At 57.4% G+C, this 18,393-nt stretch carries 16 protein-coding genes, 1 tRNA gene and 1 pseudogene; 10 read left to right on the top strand and 8 right to left on the bottom strand.

Annotation, left to right across the window (positions count from 1 at the left end; translation table 11 throughout):
- Positions 1–760: 760 nt before the first annotated feature.
- The 3 genes from L1O02_RS13650 (at position 761) to L1O02_RS13640 (ending at position 5,136) form a co-directional block, all read left to right on the top strand.
- Positions 761–2,401 (top strand): methyl-accepting chemotaxis protein, encoded by a 1,641-nt coding sequence (locus L1O02_RS13650; RefSeq protein WP_060839720.1) that lies wholly within the window; start codon positions 761–763, stop codon positions 2,399–2,401.
- Between the two features lie 404 nt (positions 2,402–2,805).
- Positions 2,806–3,768, top strand: coding sequence for a bifunctional GNAT family N-acetyltransferase/nucleoside diphosphate kinase regulator (locus tag L1O02_RS13645; RefSeq protein WP_235760077.1), 963 nt, complete (start codon positions 2,806–2,808; stop codon positions 3,766–3,768).
- A 984-nt stretch (positions 3,769–4,752) separates the two neighbouring features.
- Positions 4,753–5,136 carry a TipAS antibiotic-recognition domain-containing protein gene (locus tag L1O02_RS13640; protein ID WP_235760076.1) on the top strand — a complete coding sequence of 128 codons (384 nt, stop codon included), beginning with the start codon at positions 4,753–4,755 and terminating at the stop codon, positions 5,134–5,136.
- Positions 5,137–5,645: 509 nt separating this feature from the next.
- On the opposite strand, the gene L1O02_RS13635 is transcribed toward L1O02_RS13640, so the two are convergent.
- From L1O02_RS13635 to L1O02_RS13625, 3 genes are all read right to left on the bottom strand, one after another.
- Positions 5,646–6,023, bottom strand: a complete 378-nt coding sequence (locus L1O02_RS13635; protein WP_235760075.1) for a hypothetical protein — start codon at positions 6,021–6,023, stop codon at positions 5,646–5,648.
- Positions 6,024–6,047: 24 nt separating this feature from the next.
- Entirely contained in the window at positions 6,048–6,611 is a 564-nt protein-coding gene (locus tag L1O02_RS13630) for a hypothetical protein (protein ID WP_235760074.1), read from the bottom strand.
- A gap of 515 nt (positions 6,612–7,126) precedes the next feature.
- Positions 7,127–7,486, bottom strand: coding sequence for a hypothetical protein (locus L1O02_RS13625; protein ID WP_060843870.1), 360 nt, complete (start codon positions 7,484–7,486; stop codon positions 7,127–7,129).
- A 179-nt stretch (positions 7,487–7,665) separates the two neighbouring features.
- On the opposite strand from L1O02_RS13625, the gene L1O02_RS13620 reads away from it, so the two are divergent.
- The 3 genes from L1O02_RS13620 to L1O02_RS13610 all read left to right on the top strand — a co-directional run bounded on the left by L1O02_RS13620 (position 7,666) and on the right by L1O02_RS13610 (position 9,616).
- Positions 7,666–7,953: a hypothetical protein gene (locus L1O02_RS13620; RefSeq protein ID WP_235760073.1), complete on the top strand. Its 288-nt coding sequence runs from the start codon at positions 7,666–7,668 to the stop codon at positions 7,951–7,953.
- Between the two features lie 262 nt (positions 7,954–8,215).
- A complete protein-coding gene (locus L1O02_RS13615) occupies positions 8,216–8,983 on the top strand; it encodes a DUF3313 domain-containing protein (protein ID WP_129405645.1) in 768 nt (255 codons plus the stop codon).
- 477 nt (positions 8,984–9,460) lie between these two features.
- A complete protein-coding gene (locus L1O02_RS13610; RefSeq protein WP_235760072.1) occupies positions 9,461–9,616 on the top strand; it encodes a hypothetical protein in 156 nt (51 codons plus the stop codon).
- Positions 9,617–9,661: 45 nt separating this feature from the next.
- Here L1O02_RS13610 and L1O02_RS13605 read toward each other — a convergent pair whose 3' ends face one another.
- Positions 9,662–9,940, bottom strand: a complete 279-nt coding sequence (locus L1O02_RS13605) for a hypothetical protein (RefSeq protein ID WP_235760071.1) — start codon at positions 9,938–9,940, stop codon at positions 9,662–9,664.
- Between the two features lie 258 nt (positions 9,941–10,198).
- On the opposite strand from L1O02_RS13605, the pseudogene L1O02_RS13600 reads away from it, so the two are divergent.
- Positions 10,199–10,348, top strand: a pseudogene (locus tag L1O02_RS13600) (integrase); the annotation flags it as partial.
- Positions 10,349–10,452: 104 nt separating this feature from the next.
- Here the strand turns inward: L1O02_RS13600 and L1O02_RS13595 are convergent.
- A tRNA-Cys gene (locus L1O02_RS13595) sits at positions 10,453–10,526 on the bottom strand.
- A 396-nt stretch (positions 10,527–10,922) separates the two neighbouring features.
- On the opposite strand from L1O02_RS13595, the gene L1O02_RS13590 reads away from it, so the two are divergent.
- The 3 genes from L1O02_RS13590 to L1O02_RS13580 all read left to right on the top strand — a co-directional run bounded on the left by L1O02_RS13590 (position 10,923) and on the right by L1O02_RS13580 (position 14,444).
- The gene (locus L1O02_RS13590) at positions 10,923–12,023 is read left to right on the top strand and encodes an extracellular solute-binding protein (protein WP_060839766.1); all 1,101 of its coding nucleotides are present in this window, start codon (positions 10,923–10,925) and stop codon (positions 12,021–12,023) included.
- A 58-nt stretch (positions 12,024–12,081) separates the two neighbouring features.
- A complete protein-coding gene (locus tag L1O02_RS13585; protein ID WP_235760070.1) occupies positions 12,082–13,497 on the top strand; it encodes an aminotransferase in 1,416 nt (471 codons plus the stop codon).
- A 77-nt stretch (positions 13,498–13,574) separates the two neighbouring features.
- Positions 13,575–14,444, top strand: coding sequence for a helix-turn-helix transcriptional regulator (locus tag L1O02_RS13580; RefSeq protein ID WP_235760069.1), 870 nt, complete (start codon positions 13,575–13,577; stop codon positions 14,442–14,444).
- Positions 14,445–14,541: 97 nt separating this feature from the next.
- On the opposite strand, the gene L1O02_RS13575 is transcribed toward L1O02_RS13580, so the two are convergent.
- From L1O02_RS13575 to L1O02_RS13565, 3 genes are all read right to left on the bottom strand, one after another.
- Complete coding sequence (locus L1O02_RS13575) at positions 14,542–15,582, bottom strand: ABC transporter substrate-binding protein (RefSeq protein ID WP_235760068.1); 1,041 nt, start codon at positions 15,580–15,582, stop codon at positions 14,542–14,544.
- Positions 15,583–16,148: 566 nt separating this feature from the next.
- Complete coding sequence (locus tag L1O02_RS13570; RefSeq protein WP_129405649.1) at positions 16,149–17,096, bottom strand: AEC family transporter; 948 nt, start codon at positions 17,094–17,096, stop codon at positions 16,149–16,151.
- Positions 17,089–18,336 (bottom strand): pyruvate carboxyltransferase, encoded by a 1,248-nt coding sequence (locus L1O02_RS13565; RefSeq protein ID WP_060839770.1) that lies wholly within the window; start codon positions 18,334–18,336, stop codon positions 17,089–17,091. The genes L1O02_RS13570 and L1O02_RS13565 overlap by 8 nt, the downstream gene beginning before the upstream one ends.
- Between the last annotated feature and the right edge of the window lie 57 nt (positions 18,337–18,393).

Genomic DNA, 18,393 nt, shown 5'->3' with positions numbered 1-18,393 from the left:
TGGCCGCCGCGGGTAAAAAGTCCATTTCAGATCAACTAGCGGTAAATAGATGGTCGTTAATAAGCATCTGAAGAAGTCACCGTACCCACCGTGGCATCAAGAATAACGCAACTGCGCAACGCACCTCTGTACTCCCACCGTGGCACCTCTGTACTGGCAACGCTAGTTCGCCTCTTGCCCCTCGATCTTGTGCTTGAATGCTTCGAGTGCAAAAACAATCAGTGGACGAATCGCTGGATCACTCGCAATGGTCTCGGCACTCAATTGCGTGGAAAACAAGTTTACCGAGATAGAGACTTCCTCCGCGATGCAAGCCGACAGATTTTCAGCACCAGCCGCAATGCCGCCGGTGCACGCGAAGCCCTGGGTATCGGCGGCCCTCCGATGGCCGAGGCCTTGCGCAGACTCCCCTAGGCCGCCTGCGAACGCACCCTGCCGATACACAGCCCCGATTTTTCGGGCAAGAAGTCTCGCATCGGTGCCACTGGCCGCAGCATCGCAGCCCTGGGCGCCAACCCTTGATTGGCGCTACATCGATATCGTCCATGACGCCAACTAGGAGCCCTGACGGAAACTTACCGTTAATATTGCACGCTAGTTCCAAATTAAACCTATATCCTCTTGCAGAAAAAACACTTAACCAGTTAACGAATACTCTAAAAAATAATCGGCTCGTCGTTAAAGTTAATAGAGATCTCGGCGGATACATGTAAACCCAAGCCAGCTTGGGCCAGCCAACTAAGAGTTCGTCGAGGGTCCTATGGACGCATTACGCAACATCAAGCTTTCCACGCGATTAATCTCTGCATTTGTGGTGTGCGCCATCATCACACTGGGAGTGGGGCTCTTGGGACGTTCGGGTATTGCATCGCTAAAAACAACAATAAACGCAATCGTTAGCAATAACCTGGTGTCCGTTAACAATACGGGCAATGCTCGGGCCGGTGTTTTTGCATACTCCAAGGATCTGCATGCGGCGCTGCTTCTTAAGTACACCAAGGCAGATTCAGGGATGTTCGAATCGGCCGTACAGTCCATGTCCGAAAACCAGCGGGAAGTTGAGCGGCTTTTCAAGGAGTACCGTCAGACGCCTCTCGCCGATGACGAGCGCGTGGCGGGCGATCAGTTCGAAAAGGACTGGCCGGCCTATGTCCAGGGGGCGAACAAGGTCATCGCCCTGGCAAGAGCCGGCGACCTTGACAGCGCCACGCAGATTTTCCAGCAGCAGCTTTCTCCGGCGTCCAAGAGAATTATCGATCAGCTGCAAGTCATAGTTGCCTCCAACTATCGCCAAAGCGGTGAAGCCGCCGACGCGGCCGAGACCGCCACTACCAGCGCTTACTGGACATTGGGCATCGGGGTGCTGATCGCTTTCCTCGCGGCCGTCTCGCTGGGCATGATCATCACCCGCTCGATCACCCGCCCCCTTTCCATCGCTGTACACAGCGCAGAGGAAGTAGCGGAAGGAAACCTTTCCAAGAGCATTCAGGTCAGCGGTCGGGACGAGGTCAGTGCGCTGCTCAACGCGCTGGATAAAATGCAGCAAAACCTGCGGGCCACGGTCAAGGAGATCGGCAGTGCTGCTGATCAGCTGGCCTCTGCATCCGAAGAGCTGAACGCCGTTACGGAAGAAAGCTCACGGGGTATGACGCGGCAGAATGACGAGATTCAGCAAGCCGCAACCGCAGTCAACGAAATGACCGCGGCAGTGGAAGAAGTTGCCCGCAATGCCACAGGCGCCTCAGAAGCCTCCGAGCAGACCAGTCGCAGTGCCGTGCAAGGCCGCGATCAAGTGCGCAGAGCCGTTGACTCCGTTGGAGCAATGGCGGACGAGATTTCCAACTCGACCGGCAAGGTTGAAGTGCTTGCAACCCGCGTCAACGAGATCACAAAAGTGCTTGAAGTGATCAGGGCTATCGCCGAGCAGACCAATCTCCTGGCCCTCAATGCGGCCATCGAAGCCGCCCGGGCGGGTGAACAGGGTCGCGGCTTCGCCGTGGTGGCCGATGAAGTGCGCGCGCTGGCCCACCGGACCCAGGCCTCGACGGCGGACATCGAATCGATGATGCAACAGGTCCGCTCGGGCGCTGAAGAAGCCGTCCTTGCAATGAACAAAAGCAAGGAACTGGCCGCCGATACACGGGCCCAGTCGATTGAGGCCGGCCAGGCCCTGGACAGCATCACCGAGGGTGTTTCCATCATCAACGAAAAGAACCTGGTCATCGCAAGTGCTGCTGAAGAACAAGCTCAGGTCGCACGTGAGGTTGACCGTAACCTGGTCAACATCCAGGACCTTTCCGCACAAACCGCTACAGGCGCCCATCAAACCAGCGCTTCAAGCGCCGAACTGTCGCGACTCGCGACCTCATTTGGCGTGCTGATCAGCCGATTCACCGTTTGATGGTAAAGCGTTGACCGCCTGGACCGGGTATCCGCCTGATAGGTCAACAGGCTCCTCAAGCTGAAGCGCCTCCCCTCTTCGGGGAGGCGCCGACGGCCCACAGAGAACAACGCGCAAAACTCTCGTAACCACCCCAAAAGCGGGGTTGGGCAAATCCCCCAAAACACTAAAACTTTTTACCAGGCCCTCCACGTACATTTGCTGCAGCTGCTTGTGACGAACCTCTGGCTCGGATCAAGGACCAGAACGATACAGCGCCGAGCATTCTCAATACCGTCGAGTTCGTCGAGGCTTGAGCGCTTGACTGGTTCGGGTTCAGCAAAACGCAGGCTTGCGCAAATTCTCGGGGATCTTCGCCATTACTCGCGATATATCTTAGAATGGCCGGTTGCCGAAGAACCGTCATGTCTATAGCCATGAAGGGCTTCCATCCTTTGCAGAGAAGTGTGGTTAAGATGAACAAGCCTTTCATTACGCTGTGCCCTGAAATAACTCGGGCGCACGCGCTGAAGTTGATGAGTTGGTTGGAAGATGAGCGCGTGACCTGCTATCTGAGCGACTCGCCTCATGTCTCCCGTTCCATTGAGCAAGCCATTGATCGGACTCAGTTGCCGATCCTGACCCATCTATTCAACCAGGGCGGCCGATTCTTCATGGCCTATGACCGGCATGACGTCCCGGTGGGCTTTGTCCGCCTGATCAAGACCGGCTCAAATTGCGAGATCGTCCTGGCCATTGGAGACTGCGAAAAATGGGGCCGAAACCTTGGCACCCGCACGATTCGCGAAGGCATGAAAATGGCCTTCCTCGACATGCTGGCCGAGAAGCTCATCGCCAAGATTCACCCAGATAACTCGCGCTCGCTGAAAGCCTTTCTGCGTAGCGGTTTTATGCTTGAGAGCGAAACGCCGACATTGAAGTCATTGTCCATGACGGCGGGACGCTATCTCCAGTTCTTGCGCGAAGGAGCCGGTGACGACTCCACCAGGATCTACATCACTGAAATCGACAAGGCCAGGCTCGAAAGCCTAATCGCGCTCGAGCAAGGCCCGGCGATTGTTGAACTCGAACATGAGCTTGAGCGAGCCATTGTCGTCAAGCCGCAACAGGTGGCGCGCAATGTCATCACGATGAACTCTAGGGCGTTGCTGCAACTGGACGACGAAGAGTTCGAAGCGGCCTTGGTCTACCCAGAAGACGCGGACAGCAGCGCAGGGAAGTATTCCGTGTATTCCGATCTAGGCGCCGCCATCCTTGGTTATCAGGAGGGGGACGCCATCGACTGGCGAATTTCTGATCGGACCCGCCGGATTGAGATCAGGAAAGTGCTTTACCAGCCGGAGGCTGCGGGCGACTTCCACCTGTAATTGCACCCTTTGCTCGATGTTCGTCCATCGGGCAAGGGAATTTCCCAAAGGACGGCGCTTCGCTTTCCGTGCCTGAGCGACCCATTGCATGGTCAAGGCTAGGAGCGGAGCGAGTTGCGAAAAGCAGGAGGCGACCGAACAGACCTGGCCGGCTCCTGCGACTGTTTTAATTCTCTGCATCTAAACCCCCACCCCAAACCCACCGGCCACGGAAGGCGGCACTTGCCTGCAATCATCGCGATGCGAGCACTTCACCGCATCATCCACAAGATCAACAAGAGGCGGGAGTCAGGCTGTATCTCCATTACTTCGGTCGTACCAGCTGTTTGCCAGATCTCGCGATAGGCTAAAAGGTCTGTTTACATCCGCAGCACTCTTTCCCGAACGAGGTATCACCGAGTGGCTGAGGCAGCGCCGGCCGCTGCTCTGGCAATGGCTCGAAGAGCAGCAGCGCGTACCGAACGATGAAAATGCAGCCGAAGCGCTTAGCCCTGCTGCATAAGCCTGATGGGCTCCCTCACAAGGTGCGGTATCGCTACCACCAGATCAATCTGCGCCTGCAAGACCACCCACCGTTGATTTGGCCGATGTTGATGCGGACAGAAGACTGGTTGCAAAGCCGAAAATACACTCAGGAACGCTGGGGAGGGAGGCGTCCCGGAGCCGGGTGACGCAGGAAAGGTCGCCAAGATAAATCGGTTTTATCTGACAGATAGCACCATGCCAGCCCAATAAAACGAGAAGTAAATTTGCTCGTGCACTTAACCAAGCAGTTTTGTCATCAGCATCGCTTTGCATCCTGAGTCATGGCGCAATCTAGATATTAAGCGCAGGCTAGATAATCGCTTACAGAGCGGCAAGGGTCATTGTGCGACACAACCAGCGCAAAAAATTACACCACATGTGTCACCTACTTGTAGTTGGGCGTCATAATCAACCTACACCGTTGCACACAACAATTTTTCTATCCAAACGAGCAGCCCCATGACTCTTCAAGATTCAGCCTCTGAATATCTCGAACAATGTCGACAAGCACTGACGGTAGAGCAAACAAAGTCCCTTGCCGAGACGAAAAATTGGTCACACGTTGATAAAGCGCAAACTCATATTGATTGGGATGTCTTGTACAAGGAATTAACCCCTCTGATAGATGGCTCGTTTCCAGCATCGCCCGAAGTTCAAGCAATCATAGCGCGTCACTATTCGATCGCCTCACGCTTCTATCTTCCTTCTCAAAAGGCATACATTGGGATGGCTTTGTTCTATAGAGACAACCCCGACATGAAGGTATTTCATAACGCCTACCATCCAAAGATGGTCGACTTTCTGGGTGAAGCTATTTTTTTCTATGCAAGTCGCAATCTATAGCAACGGGTAGCAGACTCAGCCACCCAACCCGGCAGTTGATGGATCGCACAAAAAATAATTCTTATAATTCATAGCTTTATAGGCAAAAATATCATTGCTTTAGCAAAAATTAAGCAGAAGAAGAAAAAGACGGAATCGCAGGGTGGTGGCAGCCATTCCCGACTTGAGTTGTGGTGAGTGTCGCGATTCCGACGAACGAGCTGACTTGAAAATCGAAAAACTTCAAAGGGGCTGCGCATGACAAATTGGCAACGTGGTGACTTAGTCGAGCTAGACGGCCTTCTTGCGGTCGTGGTCGGTATTGAGGGAGATCCAAATGTCCCCGAGGAGCACATCGCAGCATGGTTTGGCGCCCCAAGTTGCATCCGAAAGTCTAAGGGCGGAGCTGGTGCAGCGAGTCCGGAGGTTTGGACGGTGCCAGCGTACTTATTCGTACGAGCCGCTGAGCCTGATTGGCGTCACTAATAGTTGAAATACTAATCGGAATCCATCCTCGCCAGTGGCCATTCCTACCCTGCCGGCGTCATCTGGACCGCTACACAACGCCCTTTAGTTCTCACCTTCTCCACCAGTCGTGCTCTGTTGACGAACACATTGATTTCGCAACTGCCTGAGTGCTGCACGTCTTCCCAGTATTCTGCGTGCACAAGTTGCCCGTTCTGCGGCCCCGTGTAAGTACCCGCTGCCTCACGTGAAACATAGCTACTGTCACGTACATATCTGAGCACGACCATATCTTCCTCCGGCGCCACCAAGATCTGCCTTGGCACGCCGAAGAAGTCGATCAGTTCGCCCACCGGACGATCTTTCCAGGCGCTGCTGGCCGACAATGATGCGCAGCCACTGAGCAAGGTGGCGAGCAGGGCCAACATAAACAATCGGTTCATAAGGTCTTCTCCCTGACGGTCGCGTTACTTGGCAGACATCTGCGCGAACCCTTCATCTATCTTCTGCATGATGGCCGCCTTGGCTGCCTCCCGGTTCAATATCTCGAAGAACTGCGGCCCTGCCTTGCTCATTTGCGACGCGGGCATCACACCCAAGTGCTCCATCTTCTTGGCCTGGCGTTCAGTCGGCTTACAGACAAAGTCACGGCTTTGTGCCAGCCAGGCGTCAGGTTTGCTCTGCCATTGGCTGGAATACTTCACATTGCGAAAATCATTGAACACGCTGCGAAAATCCGCCGCACCCATGATGCGCACGCGGTTCTTCGCACAATCGATTTCGACATCGTAAGCGGTGAAGTTGGGTTTGCCGGGCTCTTCGTAAAGTTGATAGACACCCAATGATTTCGCGCCACCTGGACGATTGACGATGTGAGTGGGGTCGCCGTCGGCGATGAACACCTGATTCTTGCCCAAGACACCCTGGTAATGAACGACCCAGTAGTCGCCCTTCAGCACTTCACTCGCCTGGGCAGCGAGGGCACTACACAGTAATGCGGCAGGCAAAAGCTGCCTTGCAAAAGCGATCATGGGGGCGGTCCTTTGCCGTTATTTTTGAAGGCGATAGCTTCGCACCCTGAACATGTAGCAAAGGGCTATCTAGCACATCCGTCCTATGCCTTTGACGAAAACGGCGGTCGCAAGCCCCCCAGAGTTGCGGAAGCGATTCGAAAAACTGCGGAGCCCCCCCCAAAAAAATCCCAGGCAATAAAAAACCCGTAGACGTTAATCTACGGGTTTTTTAAGGGGAGGCCGAGGTCGGAATCGAACCAGCGTAGGCGGACTTGCAATCCAGACAACACTTCATAATTTCAACTAGTTAGTTACAAATCCGTTCCGCAAGTGCCATCACCTAGAAAGGCTGCAACCCACGGCCTATGCGGGTCATGAATTTGATTGGGGAACTGATTTCCTGGGGGCGTCGAATGCTCAAAAGAGGTCAGTCATGAGCGGCGCTTCAGGCCAGGAGCAGCCACTGCATAAACTTGACGCTCGCGAACCGGCAAACCGGAACGCCTGCGGCGTCCACTCTTTTGAAAAGAGACTCAGTTGTCCAAGCACTTTAACAACTGGGCCAACACCCTGTCTTCTTGCGAAGCCAATACGGCGCTGATCTCCTCGCATCTCCCATTCAGAGACAACAGATCGCCAGCCAATACTTCTCCACTGGACATGCACATATCCAAAGCAATACTAAAAACTCCGTCACCTACCTGCTGACTCTCAAAAACAAGCTCAACCTCTTTAGGGAAGATCGTCACGTAGACGAAGAGTCTTTCATTCGCATATGTGTAGTGGCCATGATTTCTTTTGAGTAGAACACTCTGGCTTCTCGAAGCCCTCTCATAAATATTATCTAGAAACCTTTGAAGGACGAACAAAAGCTCTGGCTTTTCAGTGCTCATGGGGTTCCCTTGCGAGCAATAGACTTCAACACGCCATTCTAACCAACATCGACGGTGTCCGAGCTGCACACTCTTCGAAGTTGCTTAGAAGATCTCGTCACGTAGCTGGCGTTAAACCCTCGGTCTCTAATGCCGAGACTGAAACTTGGTCACTCAACCTCGCGAATGTGAGCTGACCCTTGCGCAAGAGAACCACAGCCAACCGCGACCTGCCGCCACGCATGGTGCGTTGTATCAAAAAGGGCAAGAAAGGCCAGATCTGGACGGCGTACTACTACGACGGCAGGCACGCCGCCGGCAAACGCAAGGACATCCCACTGGGCACCTACCTCGATCAGGCCAAAGTGGAATGGGCCAGGCTGGAACGCAGAACGCCACCCCAGCCCAACCATCTGATGAGCTACGTATTCGACCGGTACGAAAAAGAGATCATCCCCGGCAAATCGATCGCAACCAGTCGGACATAGGAGATGGAAGAGCCGGGGATGGGGAAGTCGCTGAAATCGGCTCTGCCCGTGTGATTCGAAAGATACAGGGCATCTGACACCGTATGAGTAATCAGTGCTAATTACACAAATTTACCCACCCTCCATGACGTCATAGTTCCAACCATAATCTGGCACCGGTAGAGTCTGAAGCGCGCTACGCTGCGAGCTTGGAAAGTGTCTGGAAGACCCAGGACGATTCAATTTGTCCACCCACGCCATACATTAAAAAAGGAAAAATTGTATGAAGCCGCTCATGAGCTCATTGGCACTCGCTGTCGCAATCATCACGCTGGCCGGTTGTTCAACGACTTCTCAACCCGACAGAAATACCCCCCTGGGCGAAGATAACCTCAATGGTTCAGGCTTTCTTTCCGACGTCTACCCGCTGATGAAAGAAGGCAAGGACGGCGAAGCGCTGCGCCTTTACCGCAATCCAAAATATGCCTCGACAGCGAGCTTTACTCGCTTCACCAAAGTGCTGCTCGAACCGGTCAAACTGTATGTCGGTTCCAAGTCGAAATTGAAAGATGTCCCTCAAGACCAGGCCAAAGCGATCGCCCAAAGCTTCTATAACCAGTTGCATGAGCAGTTTGGCAAGGATTATCAGATGGTCCAGACTCCCGGCCCGAATACACTGCAGATATCTGTAGCGATCGTCGATGCCGAAGCCGCCGACACCACTCTCAAGGCCGCCTCGTACATTCCGCTAGGCCTTCCGGGAGCGAAAGTAGTAGCGACGAAGGCAGTGACGCAAGCCACCGGCCAACCGCTCGCCACCGGTCAAGTGACCGTCGAAGGCAAGATGTACGATTCACAAACAGGTGAAATCGTCGCCGCAGCAATCGACCGCCGCACAGGCTCGCGTCGCCCAATTATCGGCCTGTTCGAAAGCAGTACTTATGACGAGTGGAGCGACGTAACGGCGGCAGGAAAGTACTGGGCGGAAAAAATGCGTTATCGCCTATGCATGCGCCGTGGAGCGACCAACTGTGTTGATGCTGTCGATTAATACAGCTTACCAACATGCTATGACCTACAATCCGGCAATGGTCGGATTGTAGCGCCTCAACGACTGATATCATCGGCCGCGCAATCAGGCCGTTAACTCGAACGATCTGGAGTGAACTCTTTCAACATCTGCAAACTCCTTTTGCTGAGTAGTCCTTCCGTATGCAATAAAAAAACCGGCGCAGTGGCCAGGTTCAGGGTTTCGTGTGCGTTCCGCGTTACTTGTGCACTATGGGAAAAGCACGCACCAAACGACGTCATGCCAATATATTTATACCGCCTCTTGATCTTTTTCCGCGTGAATAACCTGCCATACCGACTGCTGGGCCAGTGTCACCAAGCCTGATCCAGGCAGTAGCCGTAACTTGCCAGAACGATGACGGGATGTACCTGGAATGGCTGCTTGAAGGAGGAGTTTCAGAGATGGAGTTCTCTGGCCAAGTGCTGTTCGCCATGCCCGAGGCCACCGATTTGTGCGATGAAGACGGCAGCGCCCATCAGTTCCACAAGCGACAAGTACAAGGCCGAGCTGTACGACGAGGGCTGGCAGTTGGCACGGGACATGGGCTTGGGCTTGGGCTTGGGCAACGTCACTGATGCGCTGATGCAGCGCCAGGGCAAAAAATCCCGATAGGAGTACATTTGCACTCCACCCATAAAAACCGAACGCTCATCTATCTCAGCCGCTGAAAAATCGAATGACGGGAGCTAGAAAGCTGATCTTGTCCGCAGATTTTACAAAGCGGTCAAAGGCTTTTTCGTTAAGGATGAACGCGGGTATGAAAAAGATACTCGAGACCACAGCAGTCAATAAAAATCCAACCCAATCGGTACTAACAAGGACGGCGATCGCTACGCCCAGCATCAATAACCCCCCTGAAAAGAACAGCCGCCGAGCAAATTTTTGATTTGGATATTGATTGAACATGATGAGGCCACCCTTGCCGCTTTCAATCACAGTAGTTCCAGGGTGGATTTTTGTCGAAGCATGCACTCTTTCCCCCCCCCCCCTTAATTCCCCTTAGCAGCGGCTACCCACCCCTCCCCAGCAAGCCGCTATAGGGGCCAAGGACGAAGTCATGCCTGTAGAGAGAACGGTAACCATCCCAGCCCGGGAGCAGCAAGCGGGCCAAGCCTCAATCACCGTCACGCTCCCGCGGATCTGCCGACATTGCGGCGTTCCACGCGGTGAATCCTACTCAGCTGTCAGCTGGAACGGCAGGACAACAAAGCCGAGTTACGACAACTAAAACCGATTTTTGAAGAAATACCGATTGATGCGATAGCACCATCGATGATTGCGGCCTATCGCGATAAGCGGTCTGCGAAAACAAGAGCCAACAGAGAAATCGTCTTACGTTCGCATCGGAGCCATCGCGAACCCGACGAAATAGAAAAGTTTGGTTCGCCAGCACTTTCACGCAGGCAATAAAAAACCCCGTAGACGTTAATCTACGGGGTTTTCAAGGGTGGAGGCCGAGGTCGGAATCGAACCGGCGTAGGCGGATTTGCAATCCGCTGCATAACCATTTTGCTACTCGGCCCCAAGTGTCCAGTACCGTAAAACAACACTGAACACGTACAAACTGGAACGGCTTTCGAGATCAACCTCATCTCGCAACTCTTTGATTTTTAAAGAGTTTTTCCGTTTCCTCGCTGAGGAATGGTCGCAATTATGGACATGTTTTCCATTCCTGGCAACTCCTATTCGATATTTTTTCTGCCGGGCTGTTTCTACAGGTTTCCGGGCAACTGCAAATCCGTGTCGGAGTGGGCAACGGCGCTGGATGATTGCACAGATGACGGCGGATTGCTCGCTGCTCTTTCCGCACCTTGCCACCTACCCGATCGGGTTATGGCGTGTGTCCGGCCGCTCGCGGACAGTAGCGCCAACGGCTCGACCCGGGCTCCTTCCATCAGGTTCAAGGCGGAATTCCAGCATGCGCATAGCATTCCCTGCGGTATTTGGCGTGGTTCTGGCGGTGGCGGCAGTCGGGGGGCAGGCCCAGGAGTCCGCGGACAAGACCTTGCGCCTGTACAACTGGTCGGACTACATCGGTGAGCACACCCTCGCCGGCTTCGAGAAGGCCAGCGGGATCAGGGTGATCTACGACACCTTCGACTCCTACGAGACCGTGCAGGGCAAGCTGCTTCCGGGGCGCTCCGGCTATGACCTGGTGGTGCTCAACGCCGCGCTGGTGCCGCCCTTGATCAAGGCGCGGGTGTTCCAGCCGTTGAACAAGCAGTTGCTACCCAGCTGGCACAATCTCGACCCTCTGGTACTCAAGAGCCTGGAGAACTACGACGCGGGCGTGCAGTATTCGGCGCCCTACACCTGGGGCAGCAATGGCGTGACCTACAACGTCGACAAGATCCGCGAGCGGATGCCGGATGCACCCATCGGTTCCCTGGCGATGCTGTTCGACCCCAAGGTGGTGTCGCGCTTCGCCGACTGCGGAGTTACTCTGCAGGACTCGCCCACCGATATCCTGCCGCTGGTCCTGGCCTGGCTGGGGCGCAATCCCAACAGCGCCGAGCCCGCCGATCTCAAGGCCGCGCAGGACGCCTTGATGGCCGTGCGCCCCTACATCCGCAAGTTCGACTCCACCAGCTACCTCAACGGCCTGGCCAATGGCGAGCTGTGCCTGAGTGCCACCTGGTCCGGCGACTACGCCACGGCCCAGGCCCGCGCCAATGAAGCCGGAGCACCGGTCAAGCTTAACTACTTCATTCCCAGGGAAGGTTCGCTGATCTGGTTCGACGACTTCTACATCCCCGCCGACGCCCCGAATGCGGCCAATGCCCACGCCTTTATCGAGTACCTGTTGCAGCCCCAGGTCATGGCCGAGGTCAGCGACTACATCCGCTATGCCAATGCCAACCTCAAGGCCACACCGCTGCTCAGCGCCGAAGTGCGCGACAACCCGGCGATCTACCCCGATGCCCAGACCCGCGAGCGCCTGTTTACCCAGACCATCCAGTCACCCGCCAGTACCCGCCTGATCACTCGCACCTGGAACATGGTGAAGATCGGCAAGTGATCCGGCGGTGCGGATCCCACACGCTGTCCACGCAACGCTTTGACCCGAGGTGAAGCCCATGGCTATCCAATCCGCAACCTTCTTCCAGCAGTTAGACGAGCCAAAGCTGGTGGCCGCCGACAAGGCGCATTACATGCACGGTTTCCACATGTTCGACGAACACCGCGAGCAGGGTTCGCTGAACATCGCCGCCGGTGAAGGCGCCTACATCTATGACACCGCCGGCCGGCGCTACCTGGATGCGGTCGGTGGCATGTGGTGCACCAACATCGGCCTGGGACGCGAGGAAATGGCCGAGGCCATCGCCGATCAGGTGCGGCAACTGGCCTACTCCAATCCGTTCTGCGACATGGCCAACGTCAGCGCCATCCAGCTCTGTGAAAAACTCGCCAGCCTGGCGCCGGGCGACCTGAATCACGTGTTCCTCACCACCGGAGGCTCCACCGCGGTGGATACGGCCTACCGCCTGGTGCAGTTCTATCAGAACAGTCGCGGCAAGCACGAGAAAAAGCACGTGATCTCACGGATCAATGCCTACCACGGCTCCACCTTCCTCACCATGTCCATCGGTAACAAGGCCGCCGACCGCGCTCCCGAATTCGACTTCATGAGTGATCTGTTCCACCACATCTCCTGCCCCAACTACTACCGCGCCCCGGCCGGGATGAGCGAGGCGGATTTCCTCGATTTCCTGGTGGCCGAGTTCGAGGACAAGATCCTCACCATCGGCCCGGACAAGGTGGCAGCGTTCTTCGCCGAACCCATCATGGGCTCCGGCGGAGTGATCATTCCGCCCGAGGGTTATCACCGGCGCATGTGGGAAATCTGCCAGCGCTACGACCTGCTGTATGTGGCTGACGAAGTGGTGACCTCATTCGGACGTCTGGGCACCTTCTTCGCCTCGCAGGAGGTGTTCGGCATGCAGCCGGACATCATCACCACCGCCAAGGGCCTGACGTCGGGCTACCTGCCCCTGGGGGCCTGCCTGTTTTCCGAGCGCATCTGGCAGGTGATCGGCGAGCCGGGCAAGGGGCGCTGCTTCACCCACGGCTTCACCTACAGCGGGCACCCGGTGAGCTGCGTCGCAGCGCTGAAGAACATCGAGATCATCGAGCGGGAGAACCTGCTGGCCCATGTCGAGGATGTCGGGCGCTATATGGAGCAGCGCCTGCAGACCCTGGCCGAATTGCCCCTGGTGGGCAATGTGCGTTGCATGCGGCTGATGGCCTGTGTCGAATTCGTTGCGGACAAGCAGAGCAAGGCGCTGCTGCCGGAAGCCCTGAACATCGCCGAGCGCATCCACCTGCGGGCCCAGGCCAAGGGCTTGCTGGTGCGCCCGATCGGCCACCTCAACGTCATGTCACCGCCGCTGATCATCAACCGCCAGCAGATCGACCAGATCGTCGACACCCTGCGCGAGTGCATTCTGGAGGCCGCCGCCGAGCTGCGTCGCGACGGTCAGTACCTGGGGTGACGCGCCTGCAACCGATGCCCCCGGCGCCCTGTCGCGGGCTCTTACCCGGCCTGCGCCCGGCAGTTAAACTGCCGGGCATGAGCGCACCTGCCGATACCTCCTCCGCCCTTCCGTCCCTCCAGGCCCTGCAGACCTGGCATGCCGGCCTGGCCGAAGCTTTCCAGGCGGTGGACGACGATACATTCCTGCCCCGCCTGGCAGCAGCGCTGAACGCCCTGACCCCGATCGAATCCATGATGATCAGCCTGGAGCGCAAAGGCCTGCCGCCGCAGTTGCTGCACGAACAAGGCATAGTCGGCGAATACCGCGACGAGATCATCAACCGCTACTTCTCCCGGGGCTACCTGCTGGATCCCTTTTGCCTAGCCGTGGAAAACGGCCTGGCGGAAGGCTTCTACCACCTCTCGGAAATCGCCCCGGACGACTTCTTCAGCAGCCAGTACTACAAGACCTACTACCTCAAGACCGGAGGTGCCGAGGACAGCTACTACATCGTCGACCTCGACCCCCAGAGCAAGATTTCCCTGTGCATGTTCCAGGGCCTGAGCGGCGCACGATTCGCCAGCGCGCCCCTGGCCCTGCTAAGGGCCGTGGAGCCGCTGGTGCGCGAGCTGTTGCGCCGTTTCGGCACTGCCGGCGGCCTGCAGCAACTGCTGCGCCAGGCCCCGGTCGATCGCTTGCCAACCCGGGCACCGGCCAACCTCAACCAGCAGCTCGAAGCTGCCTTCATGAGTTTCGGCCATCCGCTGCTGACGGTCCGCGAGCGGGAGATTGCCCACCTGATCCTGCGCGGCCACTCGGTGAAATCCACCGCCAAGGTGCTGCAGATCTCTCCGGAAACCGTGCGCATGCACCGCAAGAATCTCTACACCAAACTGGCCATCAGCTCCCAGGCCGAGCTGTTTTCGCTGTTTATCGACTGGCTGACCCAGCCCGCCGCCGGCTGAAGCGCCACGGGAGTGAGTGTGCTGCTGATGCCCCACAACAAGAACGCCGTGTCCACGGGGTGAACACGGCGTTTTTCAAGGCGGCGGGGGGATGCCGTCAGCGCGCGGCCCAGGCGTTGAAGCGCTGCTCCAACTCCTCGCCATGGTCGACCCAGAAGGCCGCATCCACCGCTCGCGCGCCTTTCAGGTTGGCTTCATAGGTCGGCAATTGCTGCTGCACCGTTTCAGGCAACAGCGGCAAGGCCTGACGGTGGACCGGGCCGTAGGGAATGTTCTGCGAGAACACCTTCTGCGCCTGGGGCTGACTGGCGAACAGGATGAAATCCTCGGCCAGGGCCTTGTTCGGCGAACCTTTGACCACGGCCCAGTACTCCGGGTCGTACAGGCTCTGAGGCCAGAGAATGCTCAACTGCATGCCCTCCTTCTGAGCCATGGCAATGCGTCCGTTATAGGCCGCGCTCATCACCACATCGCCGGCCACCAGCCATTGGGGCGGCTGGGCCCCGGCTTCCCACCACTGGATAAAGGGCTTGATCTGATCCAGTTTGGCGAAGGCCCGGGTCACCCCTTGCGCAGTACCGAGCACCTGGTACAGCTGCTCGGGGGCGACGCCGTCCGCCAGCAGAGCGATCTCCAGGGTGTACTTGGCGCTCTTGCGCAAGCCGCGCTTGCCAGGGAAGTCCTTGAGGTTCCAGAAGTCCGCCCAGGAGCCCGGGGCCTTGGCCAATTTCTGCGGGGCAAAGGCCATGACCATCGACCAGACATAGGTCGCCACACCGCACTCGCTCAGGGTGCCTGGAACGAACTGCGCCGGATCACCAAAACGCGACAGGTCCAAAGGCTCGAACAGGCCCTCGTCGCAGCCGCGCAACAGTTCCGGGCTTTCCACTTCGACCACGTCCCAGCTGGTCTTGCCGACATCGACCATGGCCTTGATCTTCGACAGTTCACCGTTGTACTCGCCGGCCACCACTCGGCCCGCCCCGCTCTGGTTGAATGGCTGGAAATAGGCCTTTTCCTGGGCCTGCTTGGTGGCCCCGCCAAAGGAAATGACCGTGAGGTTCTGCGCCTGGGCCGAAGCCCCGGCACATAGCACAAGCCACGACAATGCAACGCCGCAACGCAAGGTGTTGGACATGAAACCCTTCCTCAAGAAAGCCGGCTCGCCCGCACGAACCTGCACAGCAGGAGCCTGGAAGCGACCGTATTCACGGGCGGTACAGCACCAGGCACGACGAGTCTTGGTCAGCGGTACACGAACCGGCGCAGCCTTGGTTGCGCAGCCGGATGGTTACCGTTGCGGGCTCTGTGGCCCCGTTCGCTTGATGTATTGGCGACCTGTCCGGGGTCGCCGGACGCGGTCTTGCTTGAATGGCGGTTCATCGCTTGCTCCCTGTTGTTTTTGTAGGAAGAACAAATCGATCGGCAGTGCATCGCAACAACGTCCCGGGCAGTCGGGCAGGCGCATGCAGGGGTTTATTGTTTGCCCAACCCGAGGCATTGCGAAACGAGGTTTTTCTGAGGCACAGGCAAGGGAAAAGCTGCCTAGACGGCAGACTCGGCCCGAGATCGACGAAGGGAATGCGCGCACCGAGCGGCGCGCCTGGACGGACAAGCAAGTCCGCCGGAGCAACAACAGAAACCCCGCCAGGGCATTACCCGGGCGGGGCGTTTTGACAACTCATGGGTCAAGGGCGCCGCAGCTCAATCCAGCACAACCAGCAACCCCGAGATCACCCCGATGCCCATCACCGCCGAGAGCAGCATGCTGCTGGATACCTCGATCTCGTAGGTCTTGTAGCGCGAGGCCAGGATAAAGACGTTCACCGCCACTGGCAGCGCCGCCATGATCACCGCGATCTTGACCAGGAAATCGCCGAGGCCGAACACATAGCGGGCGGACACGAACACCAGCACCGGCAGCACCACCACCTTCAACAGCGCCAGGGCCAGGGAGTCGCCCTTGATCAGGTTCTGCTGGCGGTGCACGGCAAAGGCAGCACCCAGGGCCACCAGCGCCAGGGGGCCGGTGGCGTTGGTCATCTGCGTGGCGAAGATCTGCAGCGGACCGGGCAAGCGCCACTGCAAGGCAATGCACAGCGCCGCCAGGGCCACCGCCAGAATCAGCGGGTTGCTGATGATCGACTTGCCGGTGGTCAGCAACACACGGCTCAGATCCGGCTTGTCCCGGGCCTCGCGCGGTTCGGTGAGTTCCATGATCAGGGCGCCCCCCGCCAGGATCACCAGGTTGTCGGCCATGGTGATCATCAGCGTGGGCAGCGCCGCTTCATCGCCAAACGCCATGACCATCAAGGGCAACCCCATATACCCCACCACCCCGGAGATGGACGACAGCCCGCGCAGGCCGGCCACCCGCGCGTTGCCGCCCCAGATCAGCCGCCCGCCCACGGCGGCGATCATGAAGGTCACCAGGCAGGCCAGGTAATAGGCGCCGAGCAAGGCCCAATCCAGCTCACCATGGTCCCGGGTGCCGAGGGTCTTGATAAAGATGAAGCACGGCAGGAACAACCAGAACACCACCCCCACCAGGCCCTTGACCGTTTCCTTGCCGATCACCTCCAGCCGCACTATCCAGTAGCCGGCAAAAATCATCGCAAACAGCGGCACCACCACCGTAAAGACCTTATCCATGGGCCGGTTGCTCCTGAAGAAGCTGGCGCTCGGCATAACGGGCCAGGTGCATCGGGCTGTAGGTGCAGGAGCGATAGAACTCCATCACCCCGGCCATCGCGTGCTGATAACGGACCTCGATGTCCGGCATCGAGGCCCGCATTTCCTCCTTCAGACTCTCGACGATTGGCCACAGCTCCTCATCGGCAATCTCGGCCACCTGGGTGCTCAGCGATGAATAATCGGCCAGGGCCTGACGGATGGTCTGCGGATGCAAGCCCACATAATTGACGAAGTAAGCCTTCTCATCCTGAGTTTCCAGAAAGTCCGGAATATTCAAGACGCCATAATTGGAAAGTGTTTCAAACTTGCCACTGACCGGACGATAGACACCGGGCAACTGCAACAACTTTTCCTCACAGTAACGGGCGGCACCGATCAACTTGTCCAGATCCAGCGGCTGCGCGCCCAACTGTATATTGTTGTCCCGACACAACTTCACAACTTGCTCCAGCGGTGCAATTCCGGAGCGGTTGCCAAATCCGGCCAGGGCCCCTTCAACCATCTGAAAACCGCATTGAATCGCCTGCATGGTATTGGCCAGGGCCAGCCCGTTGTCGTTATGGGCATGCAGGCAGAACACCAGGCGGGGGTAATCCGCCACCAGCTTGGAGCACAGCCAGCGGGTCACATGGGGTTGCAGCGAACCCACGGAGTCGTTGATGCGGATGATGTCCACGCCCAGGTTGACGGCCCAGTCGATCTGCCGGCAGATCTCGGCATAACGCTGCTCGCACACTCCATTGCGGAAGTTGTTGAGCACGCTGGCCTTGAACTTGACGGCGCCGAGGTCGCGAAACGCCCGGATTGCGCGCTCGAACTCACGGTCGCTCTGCCGGTAGGTGATCATGCCGAAGCTGAAGACGGTGTCGGCAATCCATTCACGTCGATGGGCCCGGGCCTTGAAATAAGCCAAGGCGGTTTCCCAGCAGTTCAACAGGACGATGAACGTGGCCTGGGTATCGGCCGGCAATTCGCCGGCTTGCCGTGCCCGATGCAGGCGGTCCCAGACCAGCGGCTCCTCCGGTCCGCAACCCACCACGAAATCCCGCAGTCCGGCCTCGACCATGGACTTGAGGATGGATAACTTGGCGTCCAGCGTGATGGGAAAGGCTGTGCGTTCAATCCCCTCCCGAAGTGTTTCATCCACCAGATAGGGGACGGAAAAATCACGGTAGCGAATTCCATTTTCAAGTTTCATCGCCCTGCTCCTTTTTATTGGTTTTTTTCGCAGCCCACACTGTTTTGCTTGGCACAC

It is taken from the genome of Pseudomonas sp. BC42 (assembly GCF_021560055.1).
Classification (GTDB): Bacteria; Pseudomonadota; Gammaproteobacteria; order Pseudomonadales; family Pseudomonadaceae; genus Aquipseudomonas.
This window is presented reverse-complemented; position numbering and strand designations above follow the sequence as displayed.